The sequence below is a fragment of the Streptomyces sp. HUAS 31 genome, assembly GCF_028198125.1.
In the GTDB taxonomy this organism is placed as follows: domain Bacteria; phylum Actinomycetota; class Actinomycetes; order Streptomycetales; family Streptomycetaceae; genus Streptomyces; species Streptomyces chartreusis.
Genome location: NZ_CP116353.1, coordinates 4,410,040 through 4,434,481, shown reverse-complemented (window position 1 = coordinate 4,434,481; position 24,442 = coordinate 4,410,040). Strand labels below are relative to the sequence as shown.

The window sequence follows — 24,442 nt, the reverse complement described above, 5'->3', positions numbered from 1 at the left end:
TAGCACTCTGAAGGTGAGAGTGACAAAGAAGGACCGGGTCGGTGAGGCCCGCAGGCCAGGTGGGGCAAGGAACCACGAGGCATGTGAGCCGTCCGTCGCGGGCGCGGGCGCGGTCCGAAGGAATCACCCCCAGTCCTGGAGGGACCACTTCACATGGCCAAGATCATCGCGTTCGACGAGGAGGCGCGGCGCGGCCTCGAGCGCGGCATGAACCAGCTCGCGGACGCCGTCAAGGTGACGCTCGGCCCCAAGGGTCGCAACGTCGTCCTCGAGAAGAAGTGGGGCGCCCCCACGATCACCAACGATGGTGTCTCCATCGCCAAGGAGATCGAGCTCGAGGACCCGTACGAGAAGATCGGCGCCGAGCTGGTCAAGGAAGTCGCCAAGAAGACGGACGACGTCGCCGGTGACGGTACGACCACCGCGACCGTTCTCGCCCAGGCCCTGGTCAAGGAGGGCCTGCGCAACGTAGCCGCCGGCGCCAACCCGATGGCCCTCAAGCGCGGTATCGAGCGTGCCGTCGAGGCCGTCTCCGCCGCCCTGCTCGAGCAGGCCAAGGATGTCGAGACCAAGGAGCAGATCGCTTCCACGGCCTCCATCTCCGCCGCCGACACCCAGATCGGCGAGCTCATCGCCGAGGCGATGGACAAGGTCGGCAAGGAAGGCGTCATCACCGTCGAGGAGTCCCAGACCTTCGGTCTGGAGCTGGAGCTCACCGAGGGTATGCGCTTCGACAAGGGCTACATCTCGGCGTACTTCGCCACCGACATGGAGCGGATGGAGGCGTCGCTCGACGACCCGTACATCCTGATCGCCAACTCCAAGATCGGCTCCGTCAAGGACCTGCTCCCGCTCCTGGAGAAGGTCATGCAGTCGGGCAAGCCGCTGCTGATCATCGCCGAGGACGTCGAGGGCGAGGCCCTGTCGACCCTGGTGGTCAACAAGATCCGCGGCACCTTCAAGTCCGTCGCCGTCAAGGCCCCGGGCTTCGGTGACCGTCGCAAGGCGATGCTGAACGACATCGCCATCCTCACCGGTGGCGAGGTCATCTCCGAGGAGGTCGGTCTCAAGCTCGAGAACACCTCCCTGGACCTCCTGGGCAAGGCCCGCAAGGTCGTCATCACCAAGGACGAGACCACCATCGTCGACGGTGCCGGCTCCTCCGAGCAGGTCGCGGGCCGCGTGAACCAGATCCGCGCCGAGATCGAGAACAGCGACTCGGACTACGACCGCGAGAAGCTCCAGGAGCGCCTGGCGAAGCTCGCGGGCGGCGTGGCCGTCATCAAGGCCGGTGCCGCGACCGAGGTGGAGCTCAAGGAGCGCAAGCACCGCATCGAGGACGCCGTGCGCAACGCCAAGGCGGCCGTCGAGGAGGGCATCGTCGCCGGTGGTGGCGTGGCTCTGCTCCAGGCTTCCGGTGTCTTCGAGAAGCTGGAGCTGGAGGGTGACGAGGCGACCGGCGCTGCCGCCGTCAAGCTCGCCCTTGAGGCCCCGCTGAAGCAGATCGCCGTCAACGCCGGCCTTGAGGGCGGCGTCGTGGTGGAGAAGGTCCGCAACCTCACCCCGGGTCACGGCCTGAACGCCGCGACCGGTGAGTACGTCGACCTGGTCGCCGAGGGCATCATCGACCCGGCGAAGGTGACGCGTTCCGCGCTGCAGAACGCCGCGTCGATCGCTGCGCTGTTCCTCACCACCGAGGCCGTCATCGCCGACAAGCCGGAGAAGGCCGCCGCGCCCGCCGGCGGCGGCATGCCGGGCGGTGACATGGACTTCTGATCGACCGCGGAGGCTCCGGCCTCCGGTTGATCAACGTCCTTCCCGAGGGCGGCACCCCCTGTTTTCGACAGGGGGTGCCGCCCTCGGTGCGTTTGGCGGGTGCGGGCCGGTGGGGGCTGTTCGCGCAGTTCCCCGCGCCCCTAAAAGAAGGGCGTCCGCCCGCCGCGCGCCCTCCAGGGGCGCGGGGAACTGCGCGACCAGCCCCCACGCACCCGCAGCCGCTCGCAAAACGATCGCGCTCCCCGGGAATGCGGAGTCTCACACTCACCGTTGCTTAATCAGGTGCAACAATGCGTGTGCACATACTGACCGGTATAAGTAGACCCCTTTCCCCAGGAGCCCCCACGTGACCGTCACTCAGCCCGCTGCCTCTCGTGCGGCGCAGATTCTGGCTCGGCCGACTGCGATCAACGGCCTCACTGTTCCCAATCGCATCGTGATGGCGCCGATGACGCGGATGTTCTCGCCGGGTGGTGTGCCGGGGGCGGACGTGGAGTCGTACTACTCGCGGCGGGCCGCCGCCGGTGTGGGGCTGATCGTGACCGAGGGGACGTACGTCGGGCACGAGTCCGCCGGGCAGAGCGACCGGGTGCCGCGGTTCCACGGCGAGGAGCAACTCGCCGGCTGGGCCAAGGTCGCCGACGCGGTGCACGCCGCGGGCGGCACCATCGTGCCGCAGCTGTGGCACATCGGCATGGTGCGCGAGCAGGGCCAGCCGCCGTACGCCGAGGCGCCCGCGGTGGGTCCGTCCGGGCTGCGGATCGGGGCCGAGGAGGCCACCGGCAAGGCGATGACCCGGCGCGACCTGGACGACGTGATCGGCGCCTTCGCCGAGGCCGCCGCGGACGCCGAGCGCATCGGCTTCGACGGCGTGGAGATCCACGGCGCCCACGGCTACCTCGTCGACCAGTTCCTGTGGGAGGGCACCAACCGCCGCACGGACGCCTACGGCGGTGACCCCGTCGCCCGTGCCGCCTTCGGCGCCGAGATCGTGGCCGCCGTACGCGAGCGCGTCTCCCCGGAATTCCCCGTCATCTTCCGCTACTCGCAGTGGAAGCAGGAGGCCTACGACGCCCGTCTCGCCGAGACCCCCGAGCAGCTGGAGGCCATCCTGGCCCCGCTCGCCGCAGCCGGCGTCGACGCCTTCCACGCCTCCACCCGCCGCTACTGGATCCCGGAGTTCGACGGCTCCGACCTCAACCTCGCGGGCTGGACCAAGAAGCTGACCGGCAAGCCCACCATCACCGTCGGCTCGGTCGGCCTGGACGGCGAGTTCCTGGGCGCCTTCGCCGGCCAGGGCTCCGGGCTCAAGGGCATCGACGACCTCCTGGACCGTCTGGAGTCCGAGGAGTTCGACTTCGTCGCCGTCGGCCGCGCGCTGCTCCAGGACCCCGAGTGGGCGGCCAAGGTGCTGGACGGCCGCTTCGGCGAGCTGGCGCCGTACGACGCGGCGTCGCTGAAGACCCTGAGCTGAGCCCGACTCGCGGCTACCGTCGGAGAGATGAGGATCCTTCATCTCTCCGACACTCATGTGGAGAAGACCGACGCCCCCAACAAGTACGGCGTCAACGCCACCGACTCGCTCCGGCTGATGCTCGCCGAGCTGAGGCACCTGCGGGCCGTCGACGCGATCGTCGTCACGGGGGACATCGCGGACGACGGCGCCGTGGAGGCGTACACGGCGGTACGCGAACTGGTGGGCGAGTTCGCGCGGCCGCTCGCCGCGCCGGTCTTCTACACGACCGGCAACCACGACGAACGCGTGGCCTTCGGCAAGGTGCTCGGCAGCGGCCATGCGGAGCCGGAGCTGGTGCTCGACTCCGAGGCCGGTGAGCGGGCGGCCGTATCCACGGTCGGGGGTGTGCGGTTCGTGACCCTCGACTCGCTGGTGCCGGGCAAGGTGCACGGCCACCTGGGCGCGGCCCAACTCGACTGGCTGAAGCGCGTGTTGAGCACCCCGGCCGAGCGGGGCACCGTGCTCGCCCTCCATCACCCGCCGATCGCCCTCGACATCTCGGCGACCCAGCCGGTCTTCGGCCTGCGCGACCCCGGCGACCTCGCGGAGGTGATCCGGGGCAGCGACGTACGCCTCGTCCTGGCCGGGCACTACCACCTCCAGCTCTTCGGCTTCCTGGCCGCCGTGCCGGTCTGGGTCACCCCCGGCGTCGTCAGCCGCGTCGACCTGACGGCGGCACCCGGCACGGAACGCGTGGTGCGCGGCGCGTCGGCGTCCCTGTTGGAACTGGACGGCCCGGACGGCCCCCTCTTCCACACCTTCCACGCCCGCGACCCCCGGGCGCACGAGACGGTGTACGAGCTGAACGAGGGGCAGGTGCGGGCGATGGTCGAGCGGGAGGGCTGAACCGGGTGCGCCCTTGGCCTCAGGGGCGTGACCTGCGTCGCTTGAGTAAGTCAATCAACTGACTTAAGGTTGCCCAGGTCAATCAGTCAGGTCGATCAGGCACCCTTCCTGCTCGTACGCCCACGGAGGCCCCGCCATGTCCCACGCCCCTGCTCCTCCCGCCGAGGCGGGGGCCGGCGCTCCGCCTCGGTCGAACGCCGTGGTGGCGGTGCTGGCCTTCGCCGGAATCGTCGTCTCGCTGATGCAGACGCTGGTCATCCCGATCGTCCCGGAGCTGCCGAAGCTGCTGGACGCCCCGGCCTCGGACACCGCCTGGGCGGTCACGGCGACGCTGCTCGCCGCCGCCGTCGCGACACCCGTGATGGGCCGGCTCGGCGACATGTACGGCAAGCGGCGGATGCTGCTGGTCAGCGTCGTCATGCTGATCGGCGGCTCGGTCGTCTGCGGCCTGAGCGACGCCCTGGTCCCGATGATCGTCGGACGGGTGCTCCAGGGGCTGGCCTCCGGTGTGATCCCGCTCGGCATCAGCATCATGCGCGACGAGCTCCCCGCCGAGCGCCTCGGCTCCGCCACCGCCCTGATGAGCGCCTCCCTCGGCATCGGCGGCGCCCTCGGCCTCCCCGCCGCCGCTCTCATCGCGGACAACTTCGACTGGCACGTCCTGTTCTGGACGTCGGCGGGCCTGGGTGTCGTGGCCCTCGGGTGCGTTCTGCTGTTCGTGCCCGAGTCGAAGGTGCGCACCGGCGGGCGCTTCGACCTGGTCGGCGGCATAGGCATGGCCGCCGGGCTCGTGTGTCTGCTGCTCGGCATCTCCAAGGGTGCCGACTGGGGCTGGACCGGCGGCACGACGCTCGGTCTGTTCGTGGCGGCCGTGCTGATCCTGCTCGCCTGGGGCTGGTGGGAGCTGCGTATCGAGCAGCCGCTGGTCGACCTCCGTACGACCGCCCGCCGGCAGGTGCTGGTCACCAACCTGGCCTCGATCGCGGTGGGCTTCGCGATGTTCGCGATGAGCCTCGTCCTGCCGCAGCTCCTCCAGCTCCCCGCCCAGACCGGCTACGGCCTCGGCAAGTCGATGCTGGTCGCGGGCCTGTGCCTGGCACCGTCCGGCCTGGTCATGATGGCCACGGCCCCGGTGTCGGCGGCCATCTCCCGGGCCAAGGGCCCCAAGGTCACGCTGATGATCGGTGTCCTGATCGTGGCCGCGGGCTACAGCCTCAACATCGTCCTGATGTCCCAGGTCTGGCACTTCATCCTCGTCGCCTGCGTCATCGGCGCGGGCATCGGCTTCGCCTACGGCTCCATGCCCGCCCTGATCATGGGCGCGGTGCCCGCGTCGGAGACGGCCGCCGCGAACAGCCTCAACACGCTGATGCGCTCCCTCGGCACGTCCACCGCGAGCGCCGTCGCGGGTGTGATCCTCGCCCAGATGACGACGGACTTCGGCGGCTACGCCCTCCCGTCCGAGAACGCCTTCAAGGTGGTCCTCGCGGTGGGCGCCGGTGCGGCACTGCTGGCCTTCGTCGTGGCGTCCTTCATCCCGCGGCAGGGGTCGGCAGCCGCCGGGGTGCCCGTGGCGCAGCCGGCGTCGGAGCCGGCGCGAGCGACGGCGAAGTAGCGGCTACAGATTGCCCAGCGGCTCGATGTCGACCTTCACCGGGGTGCCCCACACCCGCAGCACCTCGTAGTCGGTGAACTCGTGCACCAGCCGATAGGCCATCGCCGGACGCGGGCCGCGACGCTGGGCGGCGATGTACAGCTCGGCCTCCCGGCGGTCGCGGCGCGGCGTCCCGCACAGCTGCCACTCCTGCCCGTTCCACAGCTCCGGCAGCCAGCGCTGCTGGGGCTGCGGTCGGTCACCGCGGACGCCGTAGCGGGACGGCACCGGGTGCTCGGGGGCCTGCGGGGCCGCCGGGCCCGAGCCGCTGTACTCGGAGCGGCGGGCCGACCTGCGCCGTGTCTCGCACAGCAGGCACAGGTCCGGTGCCGCGGGGTCCACCGGGCCGCCCGGGTGCTCCGGACACCGGGTCGTCCGGGCGGCCGTCGAGACGCTCTCGTCGAGCAGGTCGATCGCGCGGCGCAGATCCGCCTTGACCTCGTGCAGCCGGGCGTCCGGCGTGTCGGCGGTCAGGGCCTCGCCGTGCTCGCCGAGGAGGCGGAGGGCTCGGCCCAGTGCCGTCAGTTGGGCGTGGTTCATACGACCCAGTGTGCAGTCCCGCGCCCGTACACCGTCCGTCAGCCCATGCTCTTCGCGCCGTCCAGGGACTCCCGGATGATGTCGGCGTGGCCGGAGTGCTGCGCTGTCTCGGCGATGATGTGCAGCAGCACCCTGCGGGCGGACCAGCGCGCGCCGGCCTCGAACCACGGAGCCTCCGGCAGCGGGTGGGAGACACTCAGGTCGGGCAGGTCCGCGACCAGCTTGTCGGTCACGGCGGCCACTTCCTCGTACGCCGCCAGGACGCCCTCCAGCGTCTCGCCGGGCAGCATCCGGAAGTCGTCCGCGCGCTTCGCGAAGTCGGCCTCGGTCATGTTCTTGAAGTCGGGCATGGCCGAGGGGCCCCGCTGGATGAATTCCGCCCAGCTCCGCTCCGTCGACGTGACGTGCTTGATCAGACCGCCGAGACACAGCTCACTGGCCGTGGTCCGCTGCCCTGCCTGCTCGTCGGTGAGGTCCCGGGTGGTGAACCGCAGGAAGTGCCGGTGCTTGGCCAGCGTCTCCAGGAGGTCGGAGCGCTCGTCGGTGACGGTGTTGTTCGAGGTCTCGTTCATGAGCCCTACGGTAGGAACCGTTTAGGTCAGATCCTGACCGCATTGACGAAGGCCGCCCAAACGGATGCGGGAAATATGAGCGCCGGGCCGTGGGGGGTCTTGGAGTCGCGGACGGGGACGAGGGTGGGGAAGTCGTGGGTGACTTCGAGGCAGTTGCCACCATCGCCGCCGCTGTAGCTGGACCTGTGCCAGGTGGCCGCGTCCAGGTCGTACTCAGGGATGCTCCTCATGGGCGTAATCCTGCGCCATCGCCTCGATGAGGGCCAGGGACTTCTGCGGCGAGAGTGCGCAGGCCGCGAGGAGGTCGTAGGTGCGGCGCTGGTATCTGACGGTGGCCGGGTCGTCCTCCAGCCGGCCGGTGCCGACGCCCTCGAAGTAGACCAGTGGGGGTGCGTCCTCGAAGTCCATCAGCTTGATGGCGCCCTGCATCGCCGCGTGTGCCTCCGCCTCGAAGGGCAGCACCTGCACGAGGATTCGGCTGCGGCCCACGAGGTCGATGATGTGACGGAGGGCCTCCGCCATAACACCCCTCCCGCCCGTGGGCCTGCGGAGCGCGGCCTCGTCGAGGACCACCCACAACACGGGCTCTGTTGGGTCGTCGAGGATGCGGGCACGGTCCATCCGGGCTGCCACGAGCTTCTCGATCTTCTCGGCCGGTGCCGTTGGCTGGTGCGCACGGCACACCGCCCGTGTGTACGCGGGGGTCTGGAGCAGTCCGGGGATGAGCAGGGGCGCGTACTCCCGGATTTCCGTGGCCGTCGCCTCCGCCTCCGCGGCCTCCGCGAAGTGCTCCGGGTACTTCGACTTGGACGCAACCCTGAAGTTCCGCTGGAAGAAGTCCCCCGTCCCCAGCGCCGCATCCAACAAGCGCGCCTGTTCTGGCTGGATCCGCCGAGTACCGGCCTCCAACTGTCCGACGAACGAGCCGCTGGCGAACAGCAGCAGTCCCAGCTTCTCCTGGCTGAGGCCCGCCTTCTCGCGGGCGTGCCGCAGCTCCGCGCCCAGCAGCGCGCGCGGCGATGAGGATGGATCCAGGTCCTTGGGTCCCGGCACGGCAACTCCCGGTTGGACAGCAGAGATTGTTGGGGCGCCCCCTCTGGCCAGGTTAGAGGCGAGATCGCCACGCTGTGTTGCGAATGCGGAACTCTGCGTAGAGAGGTGGATGAGGCGTGCGGTCGACCGAAGAAGTCGTGGCGTTGCTGCGGGAGGCCCTCGGGGGCGTGGGAGTCGTGTTGCCGTCCCTGTGCGTGGACCCGGTGACCGGCGCCGGTGAGGAGCCGTTCGCCCTGGTGCAGTTGGGGCGGTGCAATGTGCGCACGGCGGAGCGGCTGGTGGCGGTGTTGCGCGGGGAGCCGTTGGAGCCGGCGCCGGCGAAGGAGGAGCTGCTGGAACGGGTCCGGCGGGTCAACCGGGCCGGGAGACTACCGCGTTAGTCGGTCGTACTGGTCCTGGCTGAGGTGTACGGCGGCAGCGCCGACGTTCTCCTCCAGGTGCGCGATGCTCGACGTGCCGGGGATCGGGACGATCACCGGTGAGTGGGCGAGCAGCCAGGCGATGGCGACCTGGGTCGGAGTGGCGTCGAGTTCCTTCGCGATCGTGGCGATCTGCTCCGACTGGGCACCGGAGGCGCCGGCCGCCACCGGCCGCCAGGGCAGGAAGGCGATGCCGGCTTCCTCGCACGCCTTGAGGACGGGCTCGTGCTCGCGGTCGAGGAGGTTGTACCGGTTCTGGACGCTCGCGATGTCCACGACGGCGCGGGCGGCGGCGAGTTCGCCTTCGTCGACCTCGGAGAGGCCGATCCTGGCGATCTTGCCCTCGTCGCGCAGGTCGCGGAGGGCGCCGAGCTGGTCGGCCAGGGGGACACCGGGGTCGAGGCGGTGGAGCTGGAGCAGGTCGATCCGGTCCAGGCGGAGGCGGCGCAGGGCCTCGTCGACCTGTTCGCGCAGTTCGTCGGGGGCGCCGGCGTACCGCCAGCCCTGGTCGGTGGTGGTCTGCCGGAACCCGACCTTCGTGGCGATGGCGAGGTCGTCCGGGTAGGGGTGCAGGGCCTCGGCGAGGAGGTCCTCGTTGGCGCCCCAGCCGTACATGTGGGCCGTGTCGATCAGCGTGACACCGAGTTCCACGGCCCGCCGGGCGACCGCGACGGCGGCGGCGCGGTCCTCCGCGGGCTCCGGTCGCAGATGCATCGCCCCGAACCCGAGCCGTCGTACTTCCAGATCGCCGCCGATGAAGAACGTCTCCGATGCCGTCATGTGGCCACGCTAACAGCGGAGTTGGTCATTCCCCCGCCGATTTCAGTGCCGCTCGCAGATGGCCGTCGGAGTCGGTCAGGAGCCGGGTCGCGGTGGGCCCGTCCGTGTCGGCGAGGAGGATCAGGATGGCCGTCTTCACCTCGCCGCCCGCCTCCGTCAGGGCCCGCTCGATGTCGGGGTCGGTCGCGCCGGTGGCGAGGGCGACGATACGGCGGGAGCGGGCGCGGAGTTTTTCGTTGGAGGCGCGGACGTCGACCATGAGGTTCCCGTAGGTCTTGCCGAGCCGGATCATCGTGATCGTCGACAGCATGTTGAGCACGAGCTTCTGGGCGGTGCCGGCCTTCAGCCGGGTCGAGCCGGTGAGCAGCTCAGGCCCCACGACGACCTCGATGCCGTGCTCGGCGGCCGCGGCGAGGGCGCTGCCCGGGTTGCAGGACAGACCGATGGTCAACGCGCCCTGACCGCGGGCGTGTTCGACGGCGCCGACGGCGTACGGGGTGCGGCCGGAGGCCGAGATGCCGACCACCGTGTCGTCGGGCGTGAGCACCAGGGCGTCGAGGTCGGTGCGGGCCAGGTCCTCGGAGTCCTCGGCGCCCTCGATCGAGGTGACCATCGCCTCCGGGCCGCCCGCGATGAGGCCGACGACCTCGGTGGGGTCGGTGTTGAAGGTGGGCGGGCACTCGGAGGCGTCGAGGACCCCGAGGCGGCCGGCGGTACCGGCACCGGCGTAGACGAGCCGCCCGCCGCGTGCCATGCGCTCGGCGACGGCGTCGATGGCGGCTGCGATCTCGGGCAGCCGCGAGGCGACGGCGGCCGGCACGGAGGCGTCCTCGCCGTTCATGAGCCGGGCGATGTCGAGGGTGGGCAGCTGATCGATCTCGGCGAGCTCGGGCCGGAACGCCTCGGTGGTCAGGGTGTCCAACTCGGCGCGGAGGTTGCGGGGGGTGGGTGTGGAGGTCATGACGGAGACGGCTCTCTTCAACTTCGGTGTTCTGACGTACCTGAGGGGCGCGGGGCTGTGTTCAATTTGCGGCTACCGCCGCGTGGGCGCGACCAGCCGCGACGGACCCGCAGAAGACCCACGACCGAAGGATCCACGGTCTAACGACGGTGCCGATGCGCCAGCGCCTCGTAGGACGCGGCCAGCGCCGGCGCCGCCGTGTCGTACGTCCGCTGGGCGACTCCGACGAACAGGCAGTCCACGACGAGCAGTTGACTGGTCCGGGACGACATCGCGGCGGGCCGCAACTCACTCTCCCGGGCCGTGGACGTCGTGAGGATGTGGTCGGCGTACTGGGTCACCGCCCCGTCCGGCCGCCCGGTGATCGCGACGGTCGTCGCCCCGTGCTCGAAGGCGGCCCGCAACGGCTCGATGACGTCGCCGGTGGACCCGGAGTGCGTGATGGCGATGGCCACGTCACCTGCGCGCAGCTGCACCGCGTTCGTCACGGCGAGATGCGGATCGCTGTGCGCGTGGGCTATCAGGCCTATCCGCAGCAGCTTCTGCGCCAGATCCTGCGCGACGAGCCCCGACGCCCCGACGCCGTACACGTCGATCCGGCGGGCCGTGGCGGCGGCCGACACCGCCGCGCCCAGCTGGACCGTGTCGAGGCCGGCGGCCGTGTCGGCGAGGGTCTGCTGCTCGTCGTAGGCGAGTTTGGCGACGACGTCCGCGATGGGGTCGTCCACCGCGATGTCGGTCGTGATGGCCGGGGCGCGGCCCGACTGCTGCTGGGCGGCGAGGCCGGCCAGGGCGAGGCGCAGGTCGCGGTAGCCGGGGTAGCCGAGAAGGCGGGCGGTGCGCACGACCGTGGCCTCGCTGGTGCCGGTGAGTTCGGCGAGGCCGGTGACCGTGAGGGCCGCGCAGCCCGCCGGGTCGTTCGCGACCGCTTCGGCGACGCGCTGCATGGAGCGGGTCATCGACGGGGCGAGCGTGCGGACCTTGGCCGCGAGGGCGGCGGGCGCGGGAGCGCGGTCGAAAGTTTCCTTCACTTCATGAGGCACACTTGAAAGGTATTTTCAGATCCGGGCCGTGGTCAAGAGTGCGCACAATAGGAGCATGGAACCCGTCACTCCGCTGGAACAGGCGCTGCACACCGCCCGCGCCCTCGTGCTCGCCGACCTGGTCGCGGGCGAGGCCGCCGAGGCGGACGTCGTGTCGCTGGTCGAGGAGTCGGTCGTACAGCGGCGCTGGTGGGTGGAGCAGTGGCCGGACGGCGTGGAGTACGTGGCGGGGCTGGTCGCCCAGGATGTACAGGACGCGCTGCTGGACCGGTACGGGCGCTGGCCGCTCTGCCCGGTGTGCGGCGACGGCGACCCGCACGCGCTGGAGGTCGAGCCGGAACTGGGGCCCGATCCGCACTGGGTGTGCCACCAGGCGGGCGTGAAGGTCGCGGCGGTCGGCTCGCTGGGTCCGGCGACCGCGGGCGGGACACCGGCCTCGTGATCTACATCGACCCGCCCACCTGGCCGGGACACGGCCGGATGTGGTCGCACCTGGTCAGCGACGTCTCGTACGACGAACTGCACGTGTTCGCCGAGGAGTTGGGCGTGCCCAGGCGGGCGTTCGAGCGGGACCACTACGACATACCCTCGCACCGGTACGCCGACGCGGTGCGTGCCGGCGCGATGGAGGTCAGCAGCCGTGAGGTGGTGCGGTTGTTGCAGGGGGCGGGGTTGCGGAGGCCGAAGGGGCGGGACTGGGGCTGACGCTCTCTCGCCGCAGGCCTGGCTTCTGGGGAGGTTTAGACCGGCGAGTGATGGCATGTGCATATAAGCCGACATCTATACGGGAATGGTTTCCTGCGTGGATAATCGGACGAGGGGTGCCATGGACGCAGTCTTGTCGGCAACAGGCGCCGCGGTCGTCCGAGCGATCAGCCAGGACAACGGGGACCGGCTGAGCCAGGCGGTGGTGGAGCTGTGGCAGAGGTTCAGGCCGCATGAGGCGGCAGGGATCGAGGCGGACCTCATGGAGTTACGGCAGGCCGCCGCAGAAGTCGGCGTGAGCACGGCTGCTCCAGGGTGGCGCGCCTTGGAAGGCCTTTGGCGGCTCAGGTTCCGGCAGCTGGCGCAGAGCAACTCCGCCGACACAGCCCAACTGCTCCGCTTCCTCGACCAGCGACTCGCTCCGCTGCTGGCTGCCGCTGAGCGGGAAGCACCGCGCCCGGTGACGCTCAAGGCTCGTGCCTCGGGCCATGCGGCAGTCTTTCAGGCAGGCCGGGATCAGCATGTCACCTACAGGGACGCCGACTCGTGACGCGGAGTCCTGATTCCGGACGGCCGGCCTCGGTTCGTCTTGACGGTGCGGCCGACAGTCGCGGAATGGTCTTCCAGGCGGGGCGGGACATGTACGTCCGCCTCGATGCCGCGTCCCGGTCCACTGCGGTGGTTCTGCCAGTGGTCCCTCTTCAGGACGCGGTTCAACCGCTCTTCATCGGGCGGGGCGGTGAACAGCAGCAGTTGGAGAACCTGTTCAGCTCCTCTTCGGAGTCCACCGCCATCGTGGTGTCGGGACTCGCGGGTGTAGGGAAGACGGCTTTGAGCTGGCACGCGGCAGCCCACGCGGTCGAACGGGGGCTGTTTCCCGGTGGTGCCGTCATGGTCAATCTGCACGGCTACGAACCAGAGCTGGCGCTGGAGGCGGCGCAGGTCTTCGGCCCGCTGTTGCGTGCGCTGGGTCAGTCACCCGCGGACATCCCCGCACGAGCCGGTGAACAGGCAGCGGCCTACCATCACTTGCTGGCGCAACGTGCCGCGGGCAACGAACCCGTCCTCCTGATCTTGGACAACGCGTCGAAGGCGGGCCAGATTACGGATCTTCTTCCCGTTTCGGCGACGCACCGTGTCGTGGTGACCTCACGCGACCTGCTCGCCCCGCGCATACGCGGCGCGCGCAGTGTGCGGCTGACAGCTCTTCCACCGGCGCAGGCGGCCGAGCTGTTGGCTGCATCGGTGACCCGGCACACCGCGAACAAGGTGATGCCGGCGCATCAGGAATCGATCTCCGCTTTGGCCGCTCTGTGCGGGAACCTTCCCCTGGCCCTCGAAATCGTGTCGGCGCTGCTGGCCGAGGCCGCCGACCCAGGACAACTGGTCGAAGACCTCGCGGACACCCATACGAGACTGTCCTTTCTGGACGACGGCGAGCGAGCTGTCCGGGCCGCCTTCGACCTGTCGTTTGTCCGCTTGAACGGCGATGAGGCGACCTGCTTCGCCTTCCTGTCGCTGAATCCAGGACCGGAGCTGGCGACTGATGCCGCAGCCGTCCTCTTCGACCGGCCTCAGCTGGAGACACGACGGGCACTGTCGGCTCTGCGCCGGGCTCACCTGTTGGAGCCGGGCACGACGTCCGGCCGCTGGAGTATGCACGACCTTCTCCGTCTCTACGCAGCTGAAGTGCTCGCTCAACGCGAGACAGTGCAGACCCGCGACGAGGCGCTGGAAAGGATTCTGGGGCACTACAGCGCGCGTGTGCGGACCGAGGAGCGGTGCTTCTATCCACCGCAGCAGACGGGCGTTGTTCATGACGAGCGGTGGGTGATGCGGCGCCAACAGGCCATCGACTGGTTCGACATCGAGCTGCCCAACCTCGTCGGAGCGGTTAGCCGTGCGGCCGCCGGGGGATTCGCCGACCTGTCGGTCCGGACCGCTGCCCATCTCTTCCACTACTTCGATCACTACCGTCTGTGGCCGGAGTGGGAGGCGACGCACCGGGCGGCACTCGTCGCCGCGCGCCAGAGCGGTGACGAGGTCGGGCAGGCTCAGCTGCTCTGCAGCCTGGGACTGCTTCTGCGTGAACAGCACCGAACGGAAGAAGCCCGACAGGCGCAGAGCGAGAGCCTGGAGCTGGCCCGCCGCACTCGTGACACTGTCCGGGAGGGCTGGGCCGCCGTCCACCTCGGAGGCGTCCTGCACGACATGCACCGCTACGAGGACGCTGCCACCGTCCTCAGCGAAGCGGTCAACGTCTTTGCCGGGTTGGGCGACGCTCATGGCGAAGCCTGGGCCCACCAGAATCTGGGCTCGGTGCACGCCGCCCTGGGGCGGACGAACGATGCCATTCTCGTGTACGAAGAGAGCATCCGCGTACGTGCAGAGGCGGGCGACTCCTACGGCGCCGCGTTCACCTGGACCCAGCTCGGTGCCGCATACGCGGTGGCTGGTCAGCTGGAGCAGGCTGGCGACTGCCTGCAGCGCAGCATGGACCTCTGTCGACATCTTGGCTATGACGACGAACTCGCCCTGGCCCAAGGCTTGATGAGCAGTGTATGCACCCTCATGGAGCGTTCTGAAGAGGCAGAGGAACACCGCAATGCCTCGTTCGCGTCCATCCGCGTGATGTCCGATCTGTACAAGAGTGTCATCGCCTTCAGCGAGTTGGCCGCTCAGCAAGCAGCTGTCGGAGACACATCGGGGGCCGGGTTCTCCTATCGGGAGGCGCTTGACCTGCTGGGGGTCGAGGAAGATCCGCAACGGAGCCTCAGCGATCAGATAGCAGACGAGATACGCCGAGCCGAGATTCGTACGACATCAGCGACATGAGGAATCCATTCGGTGTTCCTTCAGGAGGCACAGATGGCAGCTCGGCCGGTCCGCTGGACGATCGCCGTAGTGGCAAGCGTGACGGTGTTTTGCCTGTGCCTATGGGGGGCGCATGCTGTACGTCTCGGCTGGATGCCCAGCGACGAGGCAGACCGATGGAGCATCGCGACGACATTCGCCGCCGTGAGTGCCACGATCGTCGCCGCCGCACTCGGCTGGTGGGCCCAGTACGAAGCGCCGTCTCCCGGTGCATCGCCGACCCGGATCTCGCAGCAGGCGAAAGTCGTAGGGCAGGGCCACGTGGAACAGGTCGGCGGCAGCCGGAACATGCCCCCGGGCTTGTCTCGCAGCGCGGAATCACCTCATCAGGTCGACCAACAAGCAGAGGCTTCTGGCAGCGGAAGGATCTCCCAGGCCGGAGGCGACCAGTACCTCGACACACATGGTCCAGTGCGGCCCTGACAGGCGCAGTCTGGTCCTCCTCCGGGAAGAGGAGGACCAGAGGGTTGCGGCAGGCCGGGCCTCAGGTCTTCGACTGACGGGTCCTAGGCGAACTGGCCGGGCTGGTAGGAGCCGGCCGGCTGCTGGACGATGACGTTCATCCGGTTGAAGGCGTTGATCAGCGCGATCAGGGACACCAGCGCGCCGAGCTGCTCCTCGTCGTAGTGCTTGGCGGCGTTCTCCCAGACGTCGTCCGGTACGCCGCCGGCCGCGTCGGCGATACGGGTGCCCGCCTCCGTCAGCTCCAGCGCCGCGCGCTCGGCCTCGGTGAAGACGGTGGCCTCCCGCCAGGCGGCGACGAGATTGAGACGGACGGTGTCCTCGCCGGCGGCCACGGCGTCCTTGAAGTGCATGTCGGTGCAGAAGCCGCAGCCGTTGATCTGGCTGGCGCGCAGGGTCACCATGTTCTGCGTCGCGACGGGCAGCGACGAGTCGTGGATCACCTTGCCCGCGGAGGCGATGTACTTCACGAACTTGCCGACGGTCGGGATCTCAAGGGCGTTCAGACGTGCGCTCATGGTGAACTCCTCAGCCGTTGCTGGTAGCCGTTGTGGGTGGTTACACAGCTATGACGGAGGGGTCCGGCCCGTTGTGACCGGAAAAAATGTGACCTGGGTCACTGCCTCTGGTGTCGGGCGCTCCGGCGGACGTAGAGCCTGAGTTCGCGGTCCATGGCGTGTTCCTCGTACGCCGTGCGCTCCTCCTCGACGCTCGCCCGGACATAGTCCGCGCGGGTGGCGACGCCCTGCGAGGGGGCGTTGTCCTCGTGGATGGCCGCGATCAGCGCGTGTGCCTCGTCGCCGGAGAGCGAGTGGTCCGACAGGGCGCGCAGGGCCTCGGTCGCGTAGCCCCGGCCGCGGGCGGCCTCGGTGAGGTCGTAGCCCACCTCGGCGTGGCCCTCCTCGTCCGGGACGCCGTGGAAGCCGATGCCCCCGATCGCGCGGCCGTCCTGACGCCGTACGAGAACGAACAGCCCCCACTCGGGCCGGTGCACTCCCTCCCCGTACGCCTTCACGACCATGCCCGCGGCGTCCCGGGTGCCCTGGAAGGGGCCGCCGTCGACCCACTCGAAGCCGCCGTCGCCGCCGGTGTGCAGGTCGGTGGCGGCGGCGGGGGTGACGCCCTGGAGGGTGAGGCGGTCGGTGGGGATGACGAGGTTGTTGTTCCAGCGCCACTCGGCGACGGGCGGACGGCCCGGGAGGTCGCCGCGGCCGGTGGCCCACAGCAGGGTGCGCCAGTGGTCGGGGCCGGGGCGGACGTGCGGGAAGATCGTCGTGAGGACGAATTCGGCTATTTCGGCGGGCGGTTCGTACGCCAGCCCCAGGCCCTCGGCGATGTCGTGCGTGTGCAGCAGCACCTCGGCGATCCCCATCGCGGCGAAGCCCTCGCGGTTCGCGCTGCGGAACGGGTACGGGTGGAAGGCGCGGACCTCGTGGGGCGTGGTGCGGACGGTGGCGGAGAACAGGGCGCCGCCCATCTCGACGACCTGGATCAGGCCCTCGTTGTCCGTGCCCTCGTCGAGGGTGATCTCGAAGGGCACGTACGCGTCCTGGGCGCGGGCCGCCAACTGGCCGGCGTAGCCGACGAGGTCCTCGGCGATGTGGAACGCCGTCCTGTGACAGCTCCACTTCAGCCGCCCGGCCGGTACGGCCTCCCAGTCGCGGTCCGCCGCGGAGCGCAGCAGTGCCACGCAGCTCGCCACGGCCTCGGTCACGCGTTCCCCGCCCATGTGTCGCATGTGCGGCAGGCTACGGGCCCCCATCGGTCAGGGCGACAGCATTTCCAGCTCGCCGGCGAGGTTGTAGCGGGCCGTCGCCTCCCACTCCTTCCTCGCGTGCGGGGTGCGGAACAGGCTTGGCAGGTCGAGGAGTTGGCGCAGGATCGCGGCACGGCCCGCGCGGAAGGCGTCGTTCGGGACGAAGTGGTACTCCTCGCGGACGGCGGCCGTGTAGGCGGCGTACGCGGAGGGCGGGGCGGCGAGGATCGCGAGGTCGGCGTCGCACAGGACCTGGCCGTCGCGGTCGTCCGGCGCGGGGTCGTGGGTGACGGTGAGACGCACCAGCCGGGCGACCTCGGCGGTGCGGTCCGCGGAGACGCCGGCCTCGGTGAGCGCGCGTTCGGCGAGCCGGGCGGAGCGTTCCTCGTTCTCCGAGCGGTCGGGGAGGTAGACGGCGTCGTGGAACCAGGCGGCGAGCCGTACGACGTCCGGGTCGTCGGCATACCCGGCCAACTCGTCGACGCGGTCGAGGACCGCGGTGAGGTGGGCGAGGGTGTGATAGCGGCGCTGCGGTTCCTGCCAGCGGGTCAGGAGGGCGTCGGCGTAGGGGGTGGGGGCGGGGGCGGTGCGGGGGGAGCGGGCCGAGTCGAGAGTGCGGATGAAGCGGGTGCGGAGGGCGTCCGTGTCGAGGTCGGGCATGGGGTCATTGTGGTGGGTCGGGGGCGGGGCGGGTCGTGTTCGGGTGCCGGTGGGTGGGGGCTTGTCGCGCAGTTCCCCGCGCCCCAGGGGGCTGCCGGGCCGTTGGGTGATTGTTCGGGGCGTAGGGTGGGATTGGACTAGACCTGTTTGGGCTAGACCTTAAACGTCGTCCAATGCCGAGGAATGGGGTCCCATGAGCAAGCGTGCAGTCCTGGAGGTGATCGCCCTCGGCGTCGAGGACGCGGTCGCCGCCCAGGCCGGAGGTGCGGATCGGCTCGAACTGGTCACCGACATGGCGGCCGACGGGCTGACGCCGCCGGTGGAGACGTTCGCCGGCATCCGTGCCGCCGTCGACATCGACCTGCGCGTGATGCTGCGGCTGGCGGACGGTTTCGCGGTCGGGGACGTCGAGCGGGTGGTGCGGACGGCACACGCGATGCGGGACGCCGGCGCCGACGAGTTCGTGCTCGGGTTCCTCGACGCCGACGGCGGGGTCGATCTGGAGGCCGTCGAGCGGGTCGTGGGCGTGCTGGACGGGTGCCGGTGGACCTTCCACCGTGCGATCGACCGCGCCGCCGACCGGGACGCCCTGCGCAAGCAGCTGGACGGGATGCCGGGACTGGACACCTACCTCACGGCCGGCTCGGCCGAGGGCGTGGACGACGGTCTGCCCACCCTCCTCGCCGAGGCGGTCAGGGGCGGTGAGCCCGGGTACGAGCAGCGGATCCTGGTCGGCGGCGGCCTGCGCCTCGACCACGTCCCGACCCTCCTGAACACCGGCATCGACGCCTTCCACATCGGCGGCGCGGCCCGCCCGGACGGCTGGACCGGGCCGGTGTCGGCGACGGCGGTGGCGGAGTGGCGAGCGGTGCTGGACGGGGTCGCGTAGCCGGTCGCGGTGGAAACCGGCCGATCGATCCGACGGCCCCGCCCTGGTGCCGTGCACCCGGCGCGTCAGGAGCCGTACAGGGTGCGGTGCGGTGCGTGGCCGTAGCACTCGCGGTAGAGGGCGGCGAAGCGGCCCGGGTGGTGGAAGCCCCAGCGGGCCGCGATCCCGGTGACCGTGACGCCCTCGCCCGGGTCGGCCGTGAGCAGGGCCTGATGTGCGTGGGAGAGCCGGACCCTGCGCAGATGGGCGAGCGGCGTGGTGTCGAGGTGCCGGCGGAAGGCGTACTGCAACGCGCGGACGGTCACATGGGCCGCCTCGGCGATCTCGGCGACGGTGACGGGCTGGTCCGCGTGGTCGTCGATGTGAGCCAGCGCCCGGCGCAGCGCTGCCGGGTGGGCGTCCCGACGGTCGGAGCCGGTCGGCTCGGTAAGCGCGGAGTTCGGGAAGGTGGCAAGCACGCTCGCGGCGAGGTGCTGGGCGGCCGTGGCGGCGACCAGCGGCTGGTCGGCGGCGGCGGGCACGGCCAGCACGTGATCGCGCATGTAGACGATGGTCTGCCGCAGCCGGTCCGCCGCCTCCCGTGAATGCGGCCGGTGGCCGGTCAGCCGGACGGCACCGGACCCGGTCGCCCCTGCGGCGACCTGGCTCAGCAGGGCCGGGTCCAGCATGGTGATGTTGTAGCGGGCACCGCAGACCCGTCCCTCGTACGGCAGCTCGGGAGGCGCGAAGTACACCACGTCACCGGGCCCGAAGGAGTCCCGTACACCGTGGAGCGCATGGTCCTCGATGGTGCCCTCGTGCACGAGGCACAGACAGATCCGGCCCAGGGGCGTGACCGAGTAGCTCATGTCGAAGTCCAGATCGAGCTCGTCGACACTGACCGAGTCGATGGCATTGCGTTCGATGCGGGCCCGGCCGGCCCCGCTGCTGCCGTTGCCGATGCGCATCCTGGCGTAGGCGCGGCTGAGGAACTCCTCGGTGCGCCCCATGTCGTCACTGTCGAATGTGAGCGTCTGCACGCGCTGCCCATTCACTCGCCATGGATCGTCCTTCCCTCGCAGGCGACGTCGGTCCGACTTCTCGTACCCGCCTTCCGGCCCGGGACGCCCGCCCCGGGTCCTTTCGTTTTCCGGACGGCCGGCCGTGATGTCGTTCGCTGCGCGGCTGGTGGCGGCCGTATTTGACGACGGAGGGTGGAAAGGATCGGTGCCGTCGTCCACGGGCCACCGCTCGGCGGGCACGGGAAGGCGGAGCGGACGTACATGACGGACAACAAGGACCTGCTCGACAAGATCGCGGCACTTCAGCGGGAAGTCGACCAGCTGCGCCACGCCCTGGTCTCGCACGCCGTCGTCGACCAGGCCATCGGCGTGCTCCGCGCGGTGCACGGCCTGGACGGCCAGGAGAGTTGGGACGTGCTCCAGCGGGTCTCCCAGAACACCAACGTCAAGCTGCGCGAGGTCGCCGAGGACGTCCTGCGATGGGCGGCCTCCGGCCGGCTGCCGGACGGGATCGACTCCTCCCTGCGCGAGGCGGTGACCGCCGTGGGCCCCAGGTTCACGCTCATCCCGGGGGACGGGGCTGCAACCCCCTAGGGGGCGCGGGGAACTGCGCGACCAGCCCCACCCACCCGCACCCGACCACCACCGGCCGCCCTCTGCCGGCCGTCACCCCAACTGCACCGGCAACCCCGCCCCATGCACCACGACCAACCCCGACACCGCCCTCGTCAGCGCGACATACAACCGTCGCAGCCCCGTCCGCTCGTCCGGCTCCCCGTCCACCACGGCCTGGGGCTCGTCCAGGAGGACGTAGTCGTACTCCAGGCCCTTCGCCAGCGACGCGGGGACCAGGGTCAGGCGGGTCTGCCGGGTCGTCTCCTCGCCTGGGGCGAGGTACGTGAGGCCCGCCTCGGTCAGGGCCTCCGCCAGCGCCGGAATCCGGGCGTCCGCGGCGATCAGGCCGATCGACCCCTCCTGGCGCAGCAACTCCCCGCAGGCGGAGACCACTTCGGTCGTCCCCGAGACCTCGCGGACGTCGAAGAACCCGGGGTTCTCACGGATCGACGCCACCGGCGCCAGCCCCGGCGCGATGTGCGGGAGGAGCCGGGAGGCGTACGCGATCACGTCCGTCGGGACGCGGAACCCGGCCGTCAGCTCCTCGATGACCCCCTCCGACTTGCCGAGATGCGCCAGCGCCTCGTCCCAACTGCGCGTGGCCCACGGTGTCGTGCCCTGCGCCAGATCGCCGAGGATCGTCGCCGAACCGGTCGTGCAGCGACGCCCCACCGCCCGGTACTGCATGGGGGAGAGGTCCTGCGCCTCGTCGAGGACGACATGGCCGAGCGACGCCGTCCGGGACACGAGGTCGTTCACCTCGTCGATCAGAACCGCGTCCGCCGCCGACCACTTCGCGGACTTCACCGACCGCACGGGCTTCGCCCACAGGATCGTCTTCCGCTCGTCCTCGGAGAGGATCCCGGCGGCGTGCTCGGCCAGGAAATCCGCGTCCGTCAGCAGCCGCAGCACCAGCTTCGCCGGGTCCACCGGCGGCCAGATCGCCTTCACGGCCGCCTTCACCGCGCTGTTGCGCGCCACCGCGTCCTGCACCCGGTCGTCCGGCGCCTCACCGGACCGCTCCATCTGCACCAGCACGGCGTGCGCGATGCGCTGCGGAAGCGCCTCGCGGGCGGCGCCGTACCGGATGTCCCGGTCCAGCAACTCCCTTACCATCTCTTCGAGTTCGTACGCCGGAACCCGCCACCGCCGCGATCCCCGTACCACGACCACCGGCGCCGTCGGCATGCTCACGTGCGCGTAGACGGCGCGCCGCAGCACCTCCGCCATCCGCGCGTCCCCCTTGACCACCGCGGCCGTCGAGCCGTCCGCGCCGCGCACCTCGACATGGGCGACCAGATCGTCGACCGTGGCCTGGCGGACCGACAACTCGCCCAGCGCCGGGAGCACCTGCTCGATGTAGTGCAGGAAGGACTTGTTCGGCCCGATGACGAGGGTGCCGGTGCGCGCGAGGCGCTCACGGTGGGCGTAGAGGAGATAGGCGACCCGGTGCAGGCCGACCGCCGTCTTCCCGGTCCCCGGGCCGCCCTGCACGCACACGGTCCCGCCGAGCCCGGACCGTACGATCTCGTCCTGCTCGGGCTGGATCGTCGCCACGATGTCGCGCATCGGGCCGACGCGCGGGCGCTCGATCTCCTGCTGGAGCAGCTTGCTGGTGCGGGCCGCCTCGGCCGGGTCGGAGAGGTGCTCGTCCTCGTACGCCGTGAGATCGCCGCCGGTGTAGCCGAAGCGGCGGCGCAGCCCGATGTCCAACGGGTCCTTCTTGGAGGCCCGGTAGAACGGCTGCGACACCGGCGCCCGCCAGTCGATGACCATCGGGTCGCCCTCGGCGTCGTGCACATGCCGGCGCCCGATGTAGAAGCGCTCGCCCTCGGCCCCCTCCGCCTGCTCGGCACCGGGTGCGTGCAGGTAGTCGAGACGGCCGAAGAACAGCGGGGTGTCGCTGAGGTCGGCGAGTGCCTTGATGCGGTCGTCGATCTGGCGGGCGAGGACCTCGGCGTTGACCCAGTTCGCGGTGACGTCGCTGATGTCGAGGGACTCGACGTCCTCCCGCATGGCGCGCAGGGCGGCGCGGGAGCCGGCGAGGTGGGAGCGCTCTCGGGACAGCGGATCCAGGGGGTCGTCGACGGGCGTGGACAAGGGGGTGCCTCCGGAGGACCTGCGTGGTGGGTGAGAGAGCCGGCCGGTTTCCGTCCGGTCGGCAGCACTCCGTGAACGGAGGCGGGCAAGAGCGGAGATTTTAGGTGAGTGCGCGCGTCGGACGCCAATGAGTTTTCGGCCCCCGCGAACCCCGTACGCATGCTCCGACCCCTAGGGGACGCGGCCCTCCTCCTTGGGGGTACGCGGTCCGTCCCGAGATGTACGCGGACGGTGTACGGCTTCGGTCCGCAGGCCGATGCGGCCTTTATGTCCGCGAACGCATCATGGAGACATGAGCGCAGCAACCATTCACCCAGCCCCCGCGGGCCCCCGCGGAGCGACCGCGCTCCAGGGGAGCCACCACCATCGTTTCGGCGAAGCCCTGCGCGCCGTCAAGGTGTTCGCAGGCGCGGCCTTCGACGTGATCGTCCTCGGCGAGTACGGAGAGGAAGCGGGCGTCCGCCGTAAGTGACCGTCGGGGAACGCCCGTCCCGCCCGCTATCCCTCCGCGAGAATCTCGTCGGCGTCCACGATCCGGTACGCGTAGCCCTGTTCCGCCAGGAAGCGCTGGCGATGGGCGGCGAAGTCCTGGTCGATCGTGTCGCGGGCGACCACCGAGTAGAAGTGCGCCTTGTGGCCGTCGGCCTTGGGACGCAGGACCCGGCCGAGGCGCTGTGCCTCCTCCTGGCGCGAGCCGAAGGTGCCCGAGACCTGGATCGCGACCGTGGCCTCCGGCAGGTCGATCGAGAAGTTCGCGACCTTGGACACCACCAGGACGCTGATCTCGCCCTCCCGGAAGGCGTCGAAGAGCTTCTCGCGCTGGGCGTTGGAGGTCTCGCCCTTGATCACGGGGGCGTTCAGATGCTCCCCCAGCTCGTCGAGCTGGTCGATGTACTGGCCGATGACCAGGATCTGCTGCCCCGCGAACCGGCGGACGAGGGCCTCGGTGACCTTCCGCTTGGTGTCGGTCGTCGCGCAGAAGCGGTACTTCTCCTCCTGCTCGGCGGTGGCGTACGCCAGCCGCTCGGCGTCGGTGAGATTGACGCGCACCTCGACGCAGTCGGCGGGCGCGATGTACCCCTGCGCCTCGATCTCCTTCCACGGCGCGTCGAACCGCTTCGGGCCGATCAGCGAGAACACGTCCGACTCCCGCCCGTCCTCCCGGACCAGGGTCGCGGTCAGACCGAGCCGGCGCCGGGCCTGGAGATCTGCGGTGAACTTGAAGACGGGCGCCGGGAGCAGATGCACCTCGTCGTAGAGGATGAGGCCCCAGTCGCGGGAGTCGAAGAGCTCCAGGTGCGGATAGACACCCTTCCGCTTCGTCGTCAGCACCTGGTACGTGGCGATGGTGACGGGCCGGATCTCCTTGCGCGTCCCGCTGTACTCGCCGATCTCCTCCTCGGTGAGCGACGTCCGCTTCACCAGCTCGTGCTTCCACTGCCGCGCCGAGACGGTGTTCGTGACGAGGATGAGCGTGGTCGACTTCGCCTGCGCCATGGACCCGGCGCCGACGAGGGTCTTGCCCGCGCCGCAGGGCAGGACGACCACGCCGCTGCCGCCGTGCCAGAAGTTCTCCACGGCCTGCTTCTGGTAGGGCCGCAGCGCCCAGCCGTCCTCGTTCAGCTCGATCGGGTGCGCCTCGCCGTCGACGTAACCGGCGAGGTCCTCGGCCGGCCAGCCCAGCTTCAGCAGCGTCTGCTTGATCTGCCCGCGCTCGGAGGGGTGCACGGCCACGGTGTCCGGGTCGATGCGCGCCCCGACGAGCGGCGCGATCCGCTTCGAGCGCAGCACCTCCTCCAGCACCGGCCGGTCGGTGGAGGTCAGGACGAGGCCGTGCGTGGGGTGCTTGGAGAGCGTGAGGCGGCCGTAGCGGTCCATCGTGTCGGCGATGTCGACCAGCAGCGCGTGCGGCACGGGGTAGCGGCTGTACGTCACCAGCGCGTCCACGACCTGCTCGGCGTCGTGCCCGGCCGCGCGCGCGTTCCACAGCCCGAGCGGGGTGACCCGGTAGGTGTGGATGTGCTCGGGAGCCCGCTCCAGCTCCGCGAACGCCGCGATCGCCCGACGGCACGCGTCGGCCTGCTCGTGGTCGACCTCCAGGAGCAGGGTCTTGTCCGACTGGACGATCAATGGTCCGTTCACGTGGGTCCGTCCTTCCGCTCACCACTCGACCAAACGTCCAGTGTGCCTGATCGTTCCCCAAGCCCCGCAGGAGTCCTG

25 protein-coding genes are annotated in these 24,442 nt (G+C 70.3%); 12 read left to right on the top strand and 13 right to left on the bottom strand.

The genetic code is table 11. The annotated features are described in order from the left end of the window. Positions 1-153: 153 nt before the first annotated feature. From groL to PGH47_RS19490, 4 genes are all read left to right on the top strand, one after another. Positions 154-1,776 (top strand): chaperonin GroEL, encoded by a 1,623-nt coding sequence (gene groL, locus PGH47_RS19505; RefSeq protein WP_030949077.1) that lies wholly within the window; start codon positions 154-156, stop codon positions 1,774-1,776. A 346-nt stretch (positions 1,777-2,122) separates the two neighbouring features. Beyond that, complete coding sequence (locus PGH47_RS19500; RefSeq protein WP_271664506.1) at positions 2,123-3,250, top strand: NADH:flavin oxidoreductase; 1,128 nt, start codon at positions 2,123-2,125, stop codon at positions 3,248-3,250. A 27-nt stretch (positions 3,251-3,277) separates the two neighbouring features. Next, positions 3,278-4,138: a metallophosphoesterase family protein gene (locus PGH47_RS19495; RefSeq protein WP_271664505.1), complete on the top strand. Its 861-nt coding sequence runs from the start codon at positions 3,278-3,280 to the stop codon at positions 4,136-4,138. Positions 4,139-4,274: 136 nt separating this feature from the next. Continuing rightward, on the top strand, positions 4,275-5,753 hold the full coding sequence (locus PGH47_RS19490; protein WP_271664504.1) for an MFS transporter: 1,479 nt from the start codon (positions 4,275-4,277) through the stop codon (positions 5,751-5,753). A 3-nt stretch (positions 5,754-5,756) separates the two neighbouring features. On the opposite strand, the gene PGH47_RS19485 is transcribed toward PGH47_RS19490, so the two are convergent. From PGH47_RS19485 to PGH47_RS19470, 4 genes are read right to left on the bottom strand one after another with little or no spacing between them, the layout of a single operon-like run. Further along, positions 5,757-6,332, bottom strand: a complete 576-nt coding sequence (locus tag PGH47_RS19485; protein ID WP_271664503.1) for a hypothetical protein — start codon at positions 6,330-6,332, stop codon at positions 5,757-5,759. Positions 6,333-6,370: 38 nt separating this feature from the next. Then, positions 6,371-6,904, bottom strand: a complete 534-nt coding sequence (locus PGH47_RS19480; protein WP_271664502.1) for a DinB family protein — start codon at positions 6,902-6,904, stop codon at positions 6,371-6,373. Positions 6,905-6,930: 26 nt separating this feature from the next. Then, positions 6,931-7,134 carry a DUF397 domain-containing protein gene (locus PGH47_RS19475; RefSeq protein ID WP_271664501.1) on the bottom strand — a complete coding sequence of 68 codons (204 nt, stop codon included), beginning with the start codon at positions 7,132-7,134 and terminating at the stop codon, positions 6,931-6,933. After that, positions 7,118-7,957, bottom strand: coding sequence for a helix-turn-helix domain-containing protein (locus PGH47_RS19470; protein WP_271664500.1), 840 nt, complete (start codon positions 7,955-7,957; stop codon positions 7,118-7,120). Before PGH47_RS19470 ends, PGH47_RS19475 begins: the two co-directional genes overlap by 17 nt. Before the next feature lie 116 nt (positions 7,958-8,073). Between PGH47_RS19470 and PGH47_RS19465 the strand changes: the two genes are divergently transcribed. Next, positions 8,074-8,337: a hypothetical protein gene (locus PGH47_RS19465; RefSeq protein ID WP_107906067.1), complete on the top strand. Its 264-nt coding sequence runs from the start codon at positions 8,074-8,076 to the stop codon at positions 8,335-8,337. Here the strand turns inward: PGH47_RS19465 and PGH47_RS19460 are convergent. From PGH47_RS19460 to PGH47_RS19450, 3 genes are all read right to left on the bottom strand, one after another. Beyond that, complete coding sequence (locus tag PGH47_RS19460; RefSeq protein ID WP_271664499.1) at positions 8,326-9,156, bottom strand: aldo/keto reductase; 831 nt, start codon at positions 9,154-9,156, stop codon at positions 8,326-8,328. The genes PGH47_RS19465 and PGH47_RS19460 overlap by 12 nt on opposite strands. A gap of 25 nt (positions 9,157-9,181) precedes the next feature. Then, positions 9,182-10,117, bottom strand: a complete 936-nt coding sequence (gene murQ / locus PGH47_RS19455) for an N-acetylmuramic acid 6-phosphate etherase (RefSeq protein WP_271664498.1) — start codon at positions 10,115-10,117, stop codon at positions 9,182-9,184. 140 nt (positions 10,118-10,257) lie between these two features. Continuing rightward, complete coding sequence (locus PGH47_RS19450) at positions 10,258-11,160, bottom strand: MurR/RpiR family transcriptional regulator (RefSeq protein WP_271664497.1); 903 nt, start codon at positions 11,158-11,160, stop codon at positions 10,258-10,260. A gap of 55 nt (positions 11,161-11,215) precedes the next feature. Here PGH47_RS19450 and PGH47_RS19445 point away from each other — a divergent pair, with 55 nt between their 5' ends. The 4 genes from PGH47_RS19445 (at position 11,216) to PGH47_RS19430 (ending at position 14,700) form a co-directional block, all read left to right on the top strand. Further along, entirely contained in the window at positions 11,216-11,602 is a 387-nt protein-coding gene (locus PGH47_RS19445) for a hypothetical protein (RefSeq protein ID WP_269642182.1), read from the top strand. Continuing rightward, positions 11,599-11,865, top strand: a complete 267-nt coding sequence (locus PGH47_RS19440) for a DUF4031 domain-containing protein (RefSeq protein WP_271664496.1) — start codon at positions 11,599-11,601, stop codon at positions 11,863-11,865. Before PGH47_RS19445 ends, PGH47_RS19440 begins: the two co-directional genes overlap by 4 nt. Before the next feature lie 121 nt (positions 11,866-11,986). Continuing rightward, complete coding sequence (locus tag PGH47_RS19435) at positions 11,987-12,415, top strand: hypothetical protein (RefSeq protein ID WP_271664495.1); 429 nt, start codon at positions 11,987-11,989, stop codon at positions 12,413-12,415. 65 nt (positions 12,416-12,480) lie between these two features. Beyond that, positions 12,481-14,700 (top strand): tetratricopeptide repeat protein, encoded by a 2,220-nt coding sequence (locus tag PGH47_RS19430; protein WP_271664494.1) that lies wholly within the window; start codon positions 12,481-12,483, stop codon positions 14,698-14,700. Between the two features lie 545 nt (positions 14,701-15,245). On the opposite strand, the gene PGH47_RS19425 is transcribed toward PGH47_RS19430, so the two are convergent. From PGH47_RS19425 to PGH47_RS19415, 3 genes are all read right to left on the bottom strand, one after another. Further along, positions 15,246-15,719, bottom strand: a complete 474-nt coding sequence (locus PGH47_RS19425; protein ID WP_269642184.1) for a carboxymuconolactone decarboxylase family protein — start codon at positions 15,717-15,719, stop codon at positions 15,246-15,248. A 98-nt stretch (positions 15,720-15,817) separates the two neighbouring features. Beyond that, positions 15,818-16,939 (bottom strand): GNAT family N-acetyltransferase, encoded by a 1,122-nt coding sequence (locus PGH47_RS19420; RefSeq protein ID WP_271664493.1) that lies wholly within the window; start codon positions 16,937-16,939, stop codon positions 15,818-15,820. Between the two features lie 27 nt (positions 16,940-16,966). Next, the gene (locus PGH47_RS19415; protein WP_271664492.1) at positions 16,967-17,617 is read right to left on the bottom strand and encodes an HD domain-containing protein; all 651 of its coding nucleotides are present in this window, start codon (positions 17,615-17,617) and stop codon (positions 16,967-16,969) included. A 193-nt stretch (positions 17,618-17,810) separates the two neighbouring features. Between PGH47_RS19415 and PGH47_RS19410 the strand changes: the two genes are divergently transcribed. Continuing rightward, positions 17,811-18,506 (top strand): copper homeostasis protein CutC, encoded by a 696-nt coding sequence (locus PGH47_RS19410; protein WP_271664491.1) that lies wholly within the window; start codon positions 17,811-17,813, stop codon positions 18,504-18,506. A gap of 65 nt (positions 18,507-18,571) precedes the next feature. Here PGH47_RS19410 and PGH47_RS19405 read toward each other — a convergent pair whose 3' ends face one another. After that, positions 18,572-19,525: a helix-turn-helix transcriptional regulator gene (locus PGH47_RS19405; protein ID WP_271664490.1), complete on the bottom strand. Its 954-nt coding sequence runs from the start codon at positions 19,523-19,525 to the stop codon at positions 18,572-18,574. Positions 19,526-19,768: 243 nt separating this feature from the next. On the opposite strand from PGH47_RS19405, the gene PGH47_RS19400 reads away from it, so the two are divergent. Beyond that, positions 19,769-20,101, top strand: coding sequence for an ANTAR domain-containing protein (locus PGH47_RS19400; protein WP_271664489.1), 333 nt, complete (start codon positions 19,769-19,771; stop codon positions 20,099-20,101). Positions 20,102-20,173: 72 nt separating this feature from the next. On the opposite strand, the gene PGH47_RS19395 is transcribed toward PGH47_RS19400, so the two are convergent. After that, complete coding sequence (locus PGH47_RS19395) at positions 20,174-22,222, bottom strand: HelD family protein (RefSeq protein WP_271664488.1); 2,049 nt, start codon at positions 22,220-22,222, stop codon at positions 20,174-20,176. A gap of 292 nt (positions 22,223-22,514) precedes the next feature. Here PGH47_RS19395 and PGH47_RS19390 point away from each other — a divergent pair, with 292 nt between their 5' ends. After that, positions 22,515-22,694 carry a hypothetical protein gene (locus PGH47_RS19390; protein ID WP_271664487.1) on the top strand — a complete coding sequence of 60 codons (180 nt, stop codon included), beginning with the start codon at positions 22,515-22,517 and terminating at the stop codon, positions 22,692-22,694. Positions 22,695-22,720: 26 nt separating this feature from the next. Here PGH47_RS19390 and PGH47_RS19385 read toward each other — a convergent pair whose 3' ends face one another. Next, positions 22,721-24,364, bottom strand: a complete 1,644-nt coding sequence (locus tag PGH47_RS19385) for a DNA repair helicase XPB (RefSeq protein WP_271664486.1) — start codon at positions 24,362-24,364, stop codon at positions 22,721-22,723. Positions 24,365-24,442 lie beyond the last annotated feature (78 nt).

Coding starts and splice junctions, on each gene's coding strand:
- groL (WP_030949077.1), top strand. CDS start 154: ATGGCCAAGATCATCGCGTTCGACGAGGAGGCGCGGCGCGGCCTCGAG.
- PGH47_RS19390 (WP_271664487.1), top strand. CDS start 22,515: ATGAGCGCAGCAACCATTCACCCAGCCCCCGCGGGCCCCCGCGGAGCG.
- PGH47_RS19400 (WP_271664489.1), top strand. CDS start 19,769: ATGACGGACAACAAGGACCTGCTCGACAAGATCGCGGCACTTCAGCGG.
- PGH47_RS19445 (WP_269642182.1), top strand. CDS start 11,216: ATGGAACCCGTCACTCCGCTGGAACAGGCGCTGCACACCGCCCGCGCC.
- PGH47_RS19415 (WP_271664492.1), bottom strand. CDS start 17,617: ATGCCCGACCTCGACACGGACGCCCTCCGCACCCGCTTCATCCGCACT.
- PGH47_RS19475 (WP_271664501.1), bottom strand. CDS start 7,134: ATGAGGAGCATCCCTGAGTACGACCTGGACGCGGCCACCTGGCACAGG.
- PGH47_RS19495 (WP_271664505.1), top strand. CDS start 3,278: ATGAGGATCCTTCATCTCTCCGACACTCATGTGGAGAAGACCGACGCC.
- PGH47_RS19425 (WP_269642184.1), bottom strand. CDS start 15,719: ATGAGCGCACGTCTGAACGCCCTTGAGATCCCGACCGTCGGCAAGTTC.
- PGH47_RS19460 (WP_271664499.1), bottom strand. CDS start 9,156: ATGACGGCATCGGAGACGTTCTTCATCGGCGGCGATCTGGAAGTACGA.
- PGH47_RS19420 (WP_271664493.1), bottom strand. CDS start 16,939: ATGCGACACATGGGCGGGGAACGCGTGACCGAGGCCGTGGCGAGCTGC.
- murQ (WP_271664498.1), bottom strand. CDS start 10,117: ATGACCTCCACACCCACCCCCCGCAACCTCCGCGCCGAGTTGGACACC.
- PGH47_RS19480 (WP_271664502.1), bottom strand. CDS start 6,904: ATGAACGAGACCTCGAACAACACCGTCACCGACGAGCGCTCCGACCTC.
- PGH47_RS19490 (WP_271664504.1), top strand. CDS start 4,275: ATGTCCCACGCCCCTGCTCCTCCCGCCGAGGCGGGGGCCGGCGCTCCG.
- PGH47_RS19410 (WP_271664491.1), top strand. CDS start 17,811: ATGAGCAAGCGTGCAGTCCTGGAGGTGATCGCCCTCGGCGTCGAGGAC.
- PGH47_RS19485 (WP_271664503.1), bottom strand. CDS start 6,332: ATGAACCACGCCCAACTGACGGCACTGGGCCGAGCCCTCCGCCTCCTC.
- PGH47_RS19430 (WP_271664494.1), top strand. CDS start 12,481: ATGGTCTTCCAGGCGGGGCGGGACATGTACGTCCGCCTCGATGCCGCG.
- PGH47_RS19435 (WP_271664495.1), top strand. CDS start 11,987: ATGGACGCAGTCTTGTCGGCAACAGGCGCCGCGGTCGTCCGAGCGATC.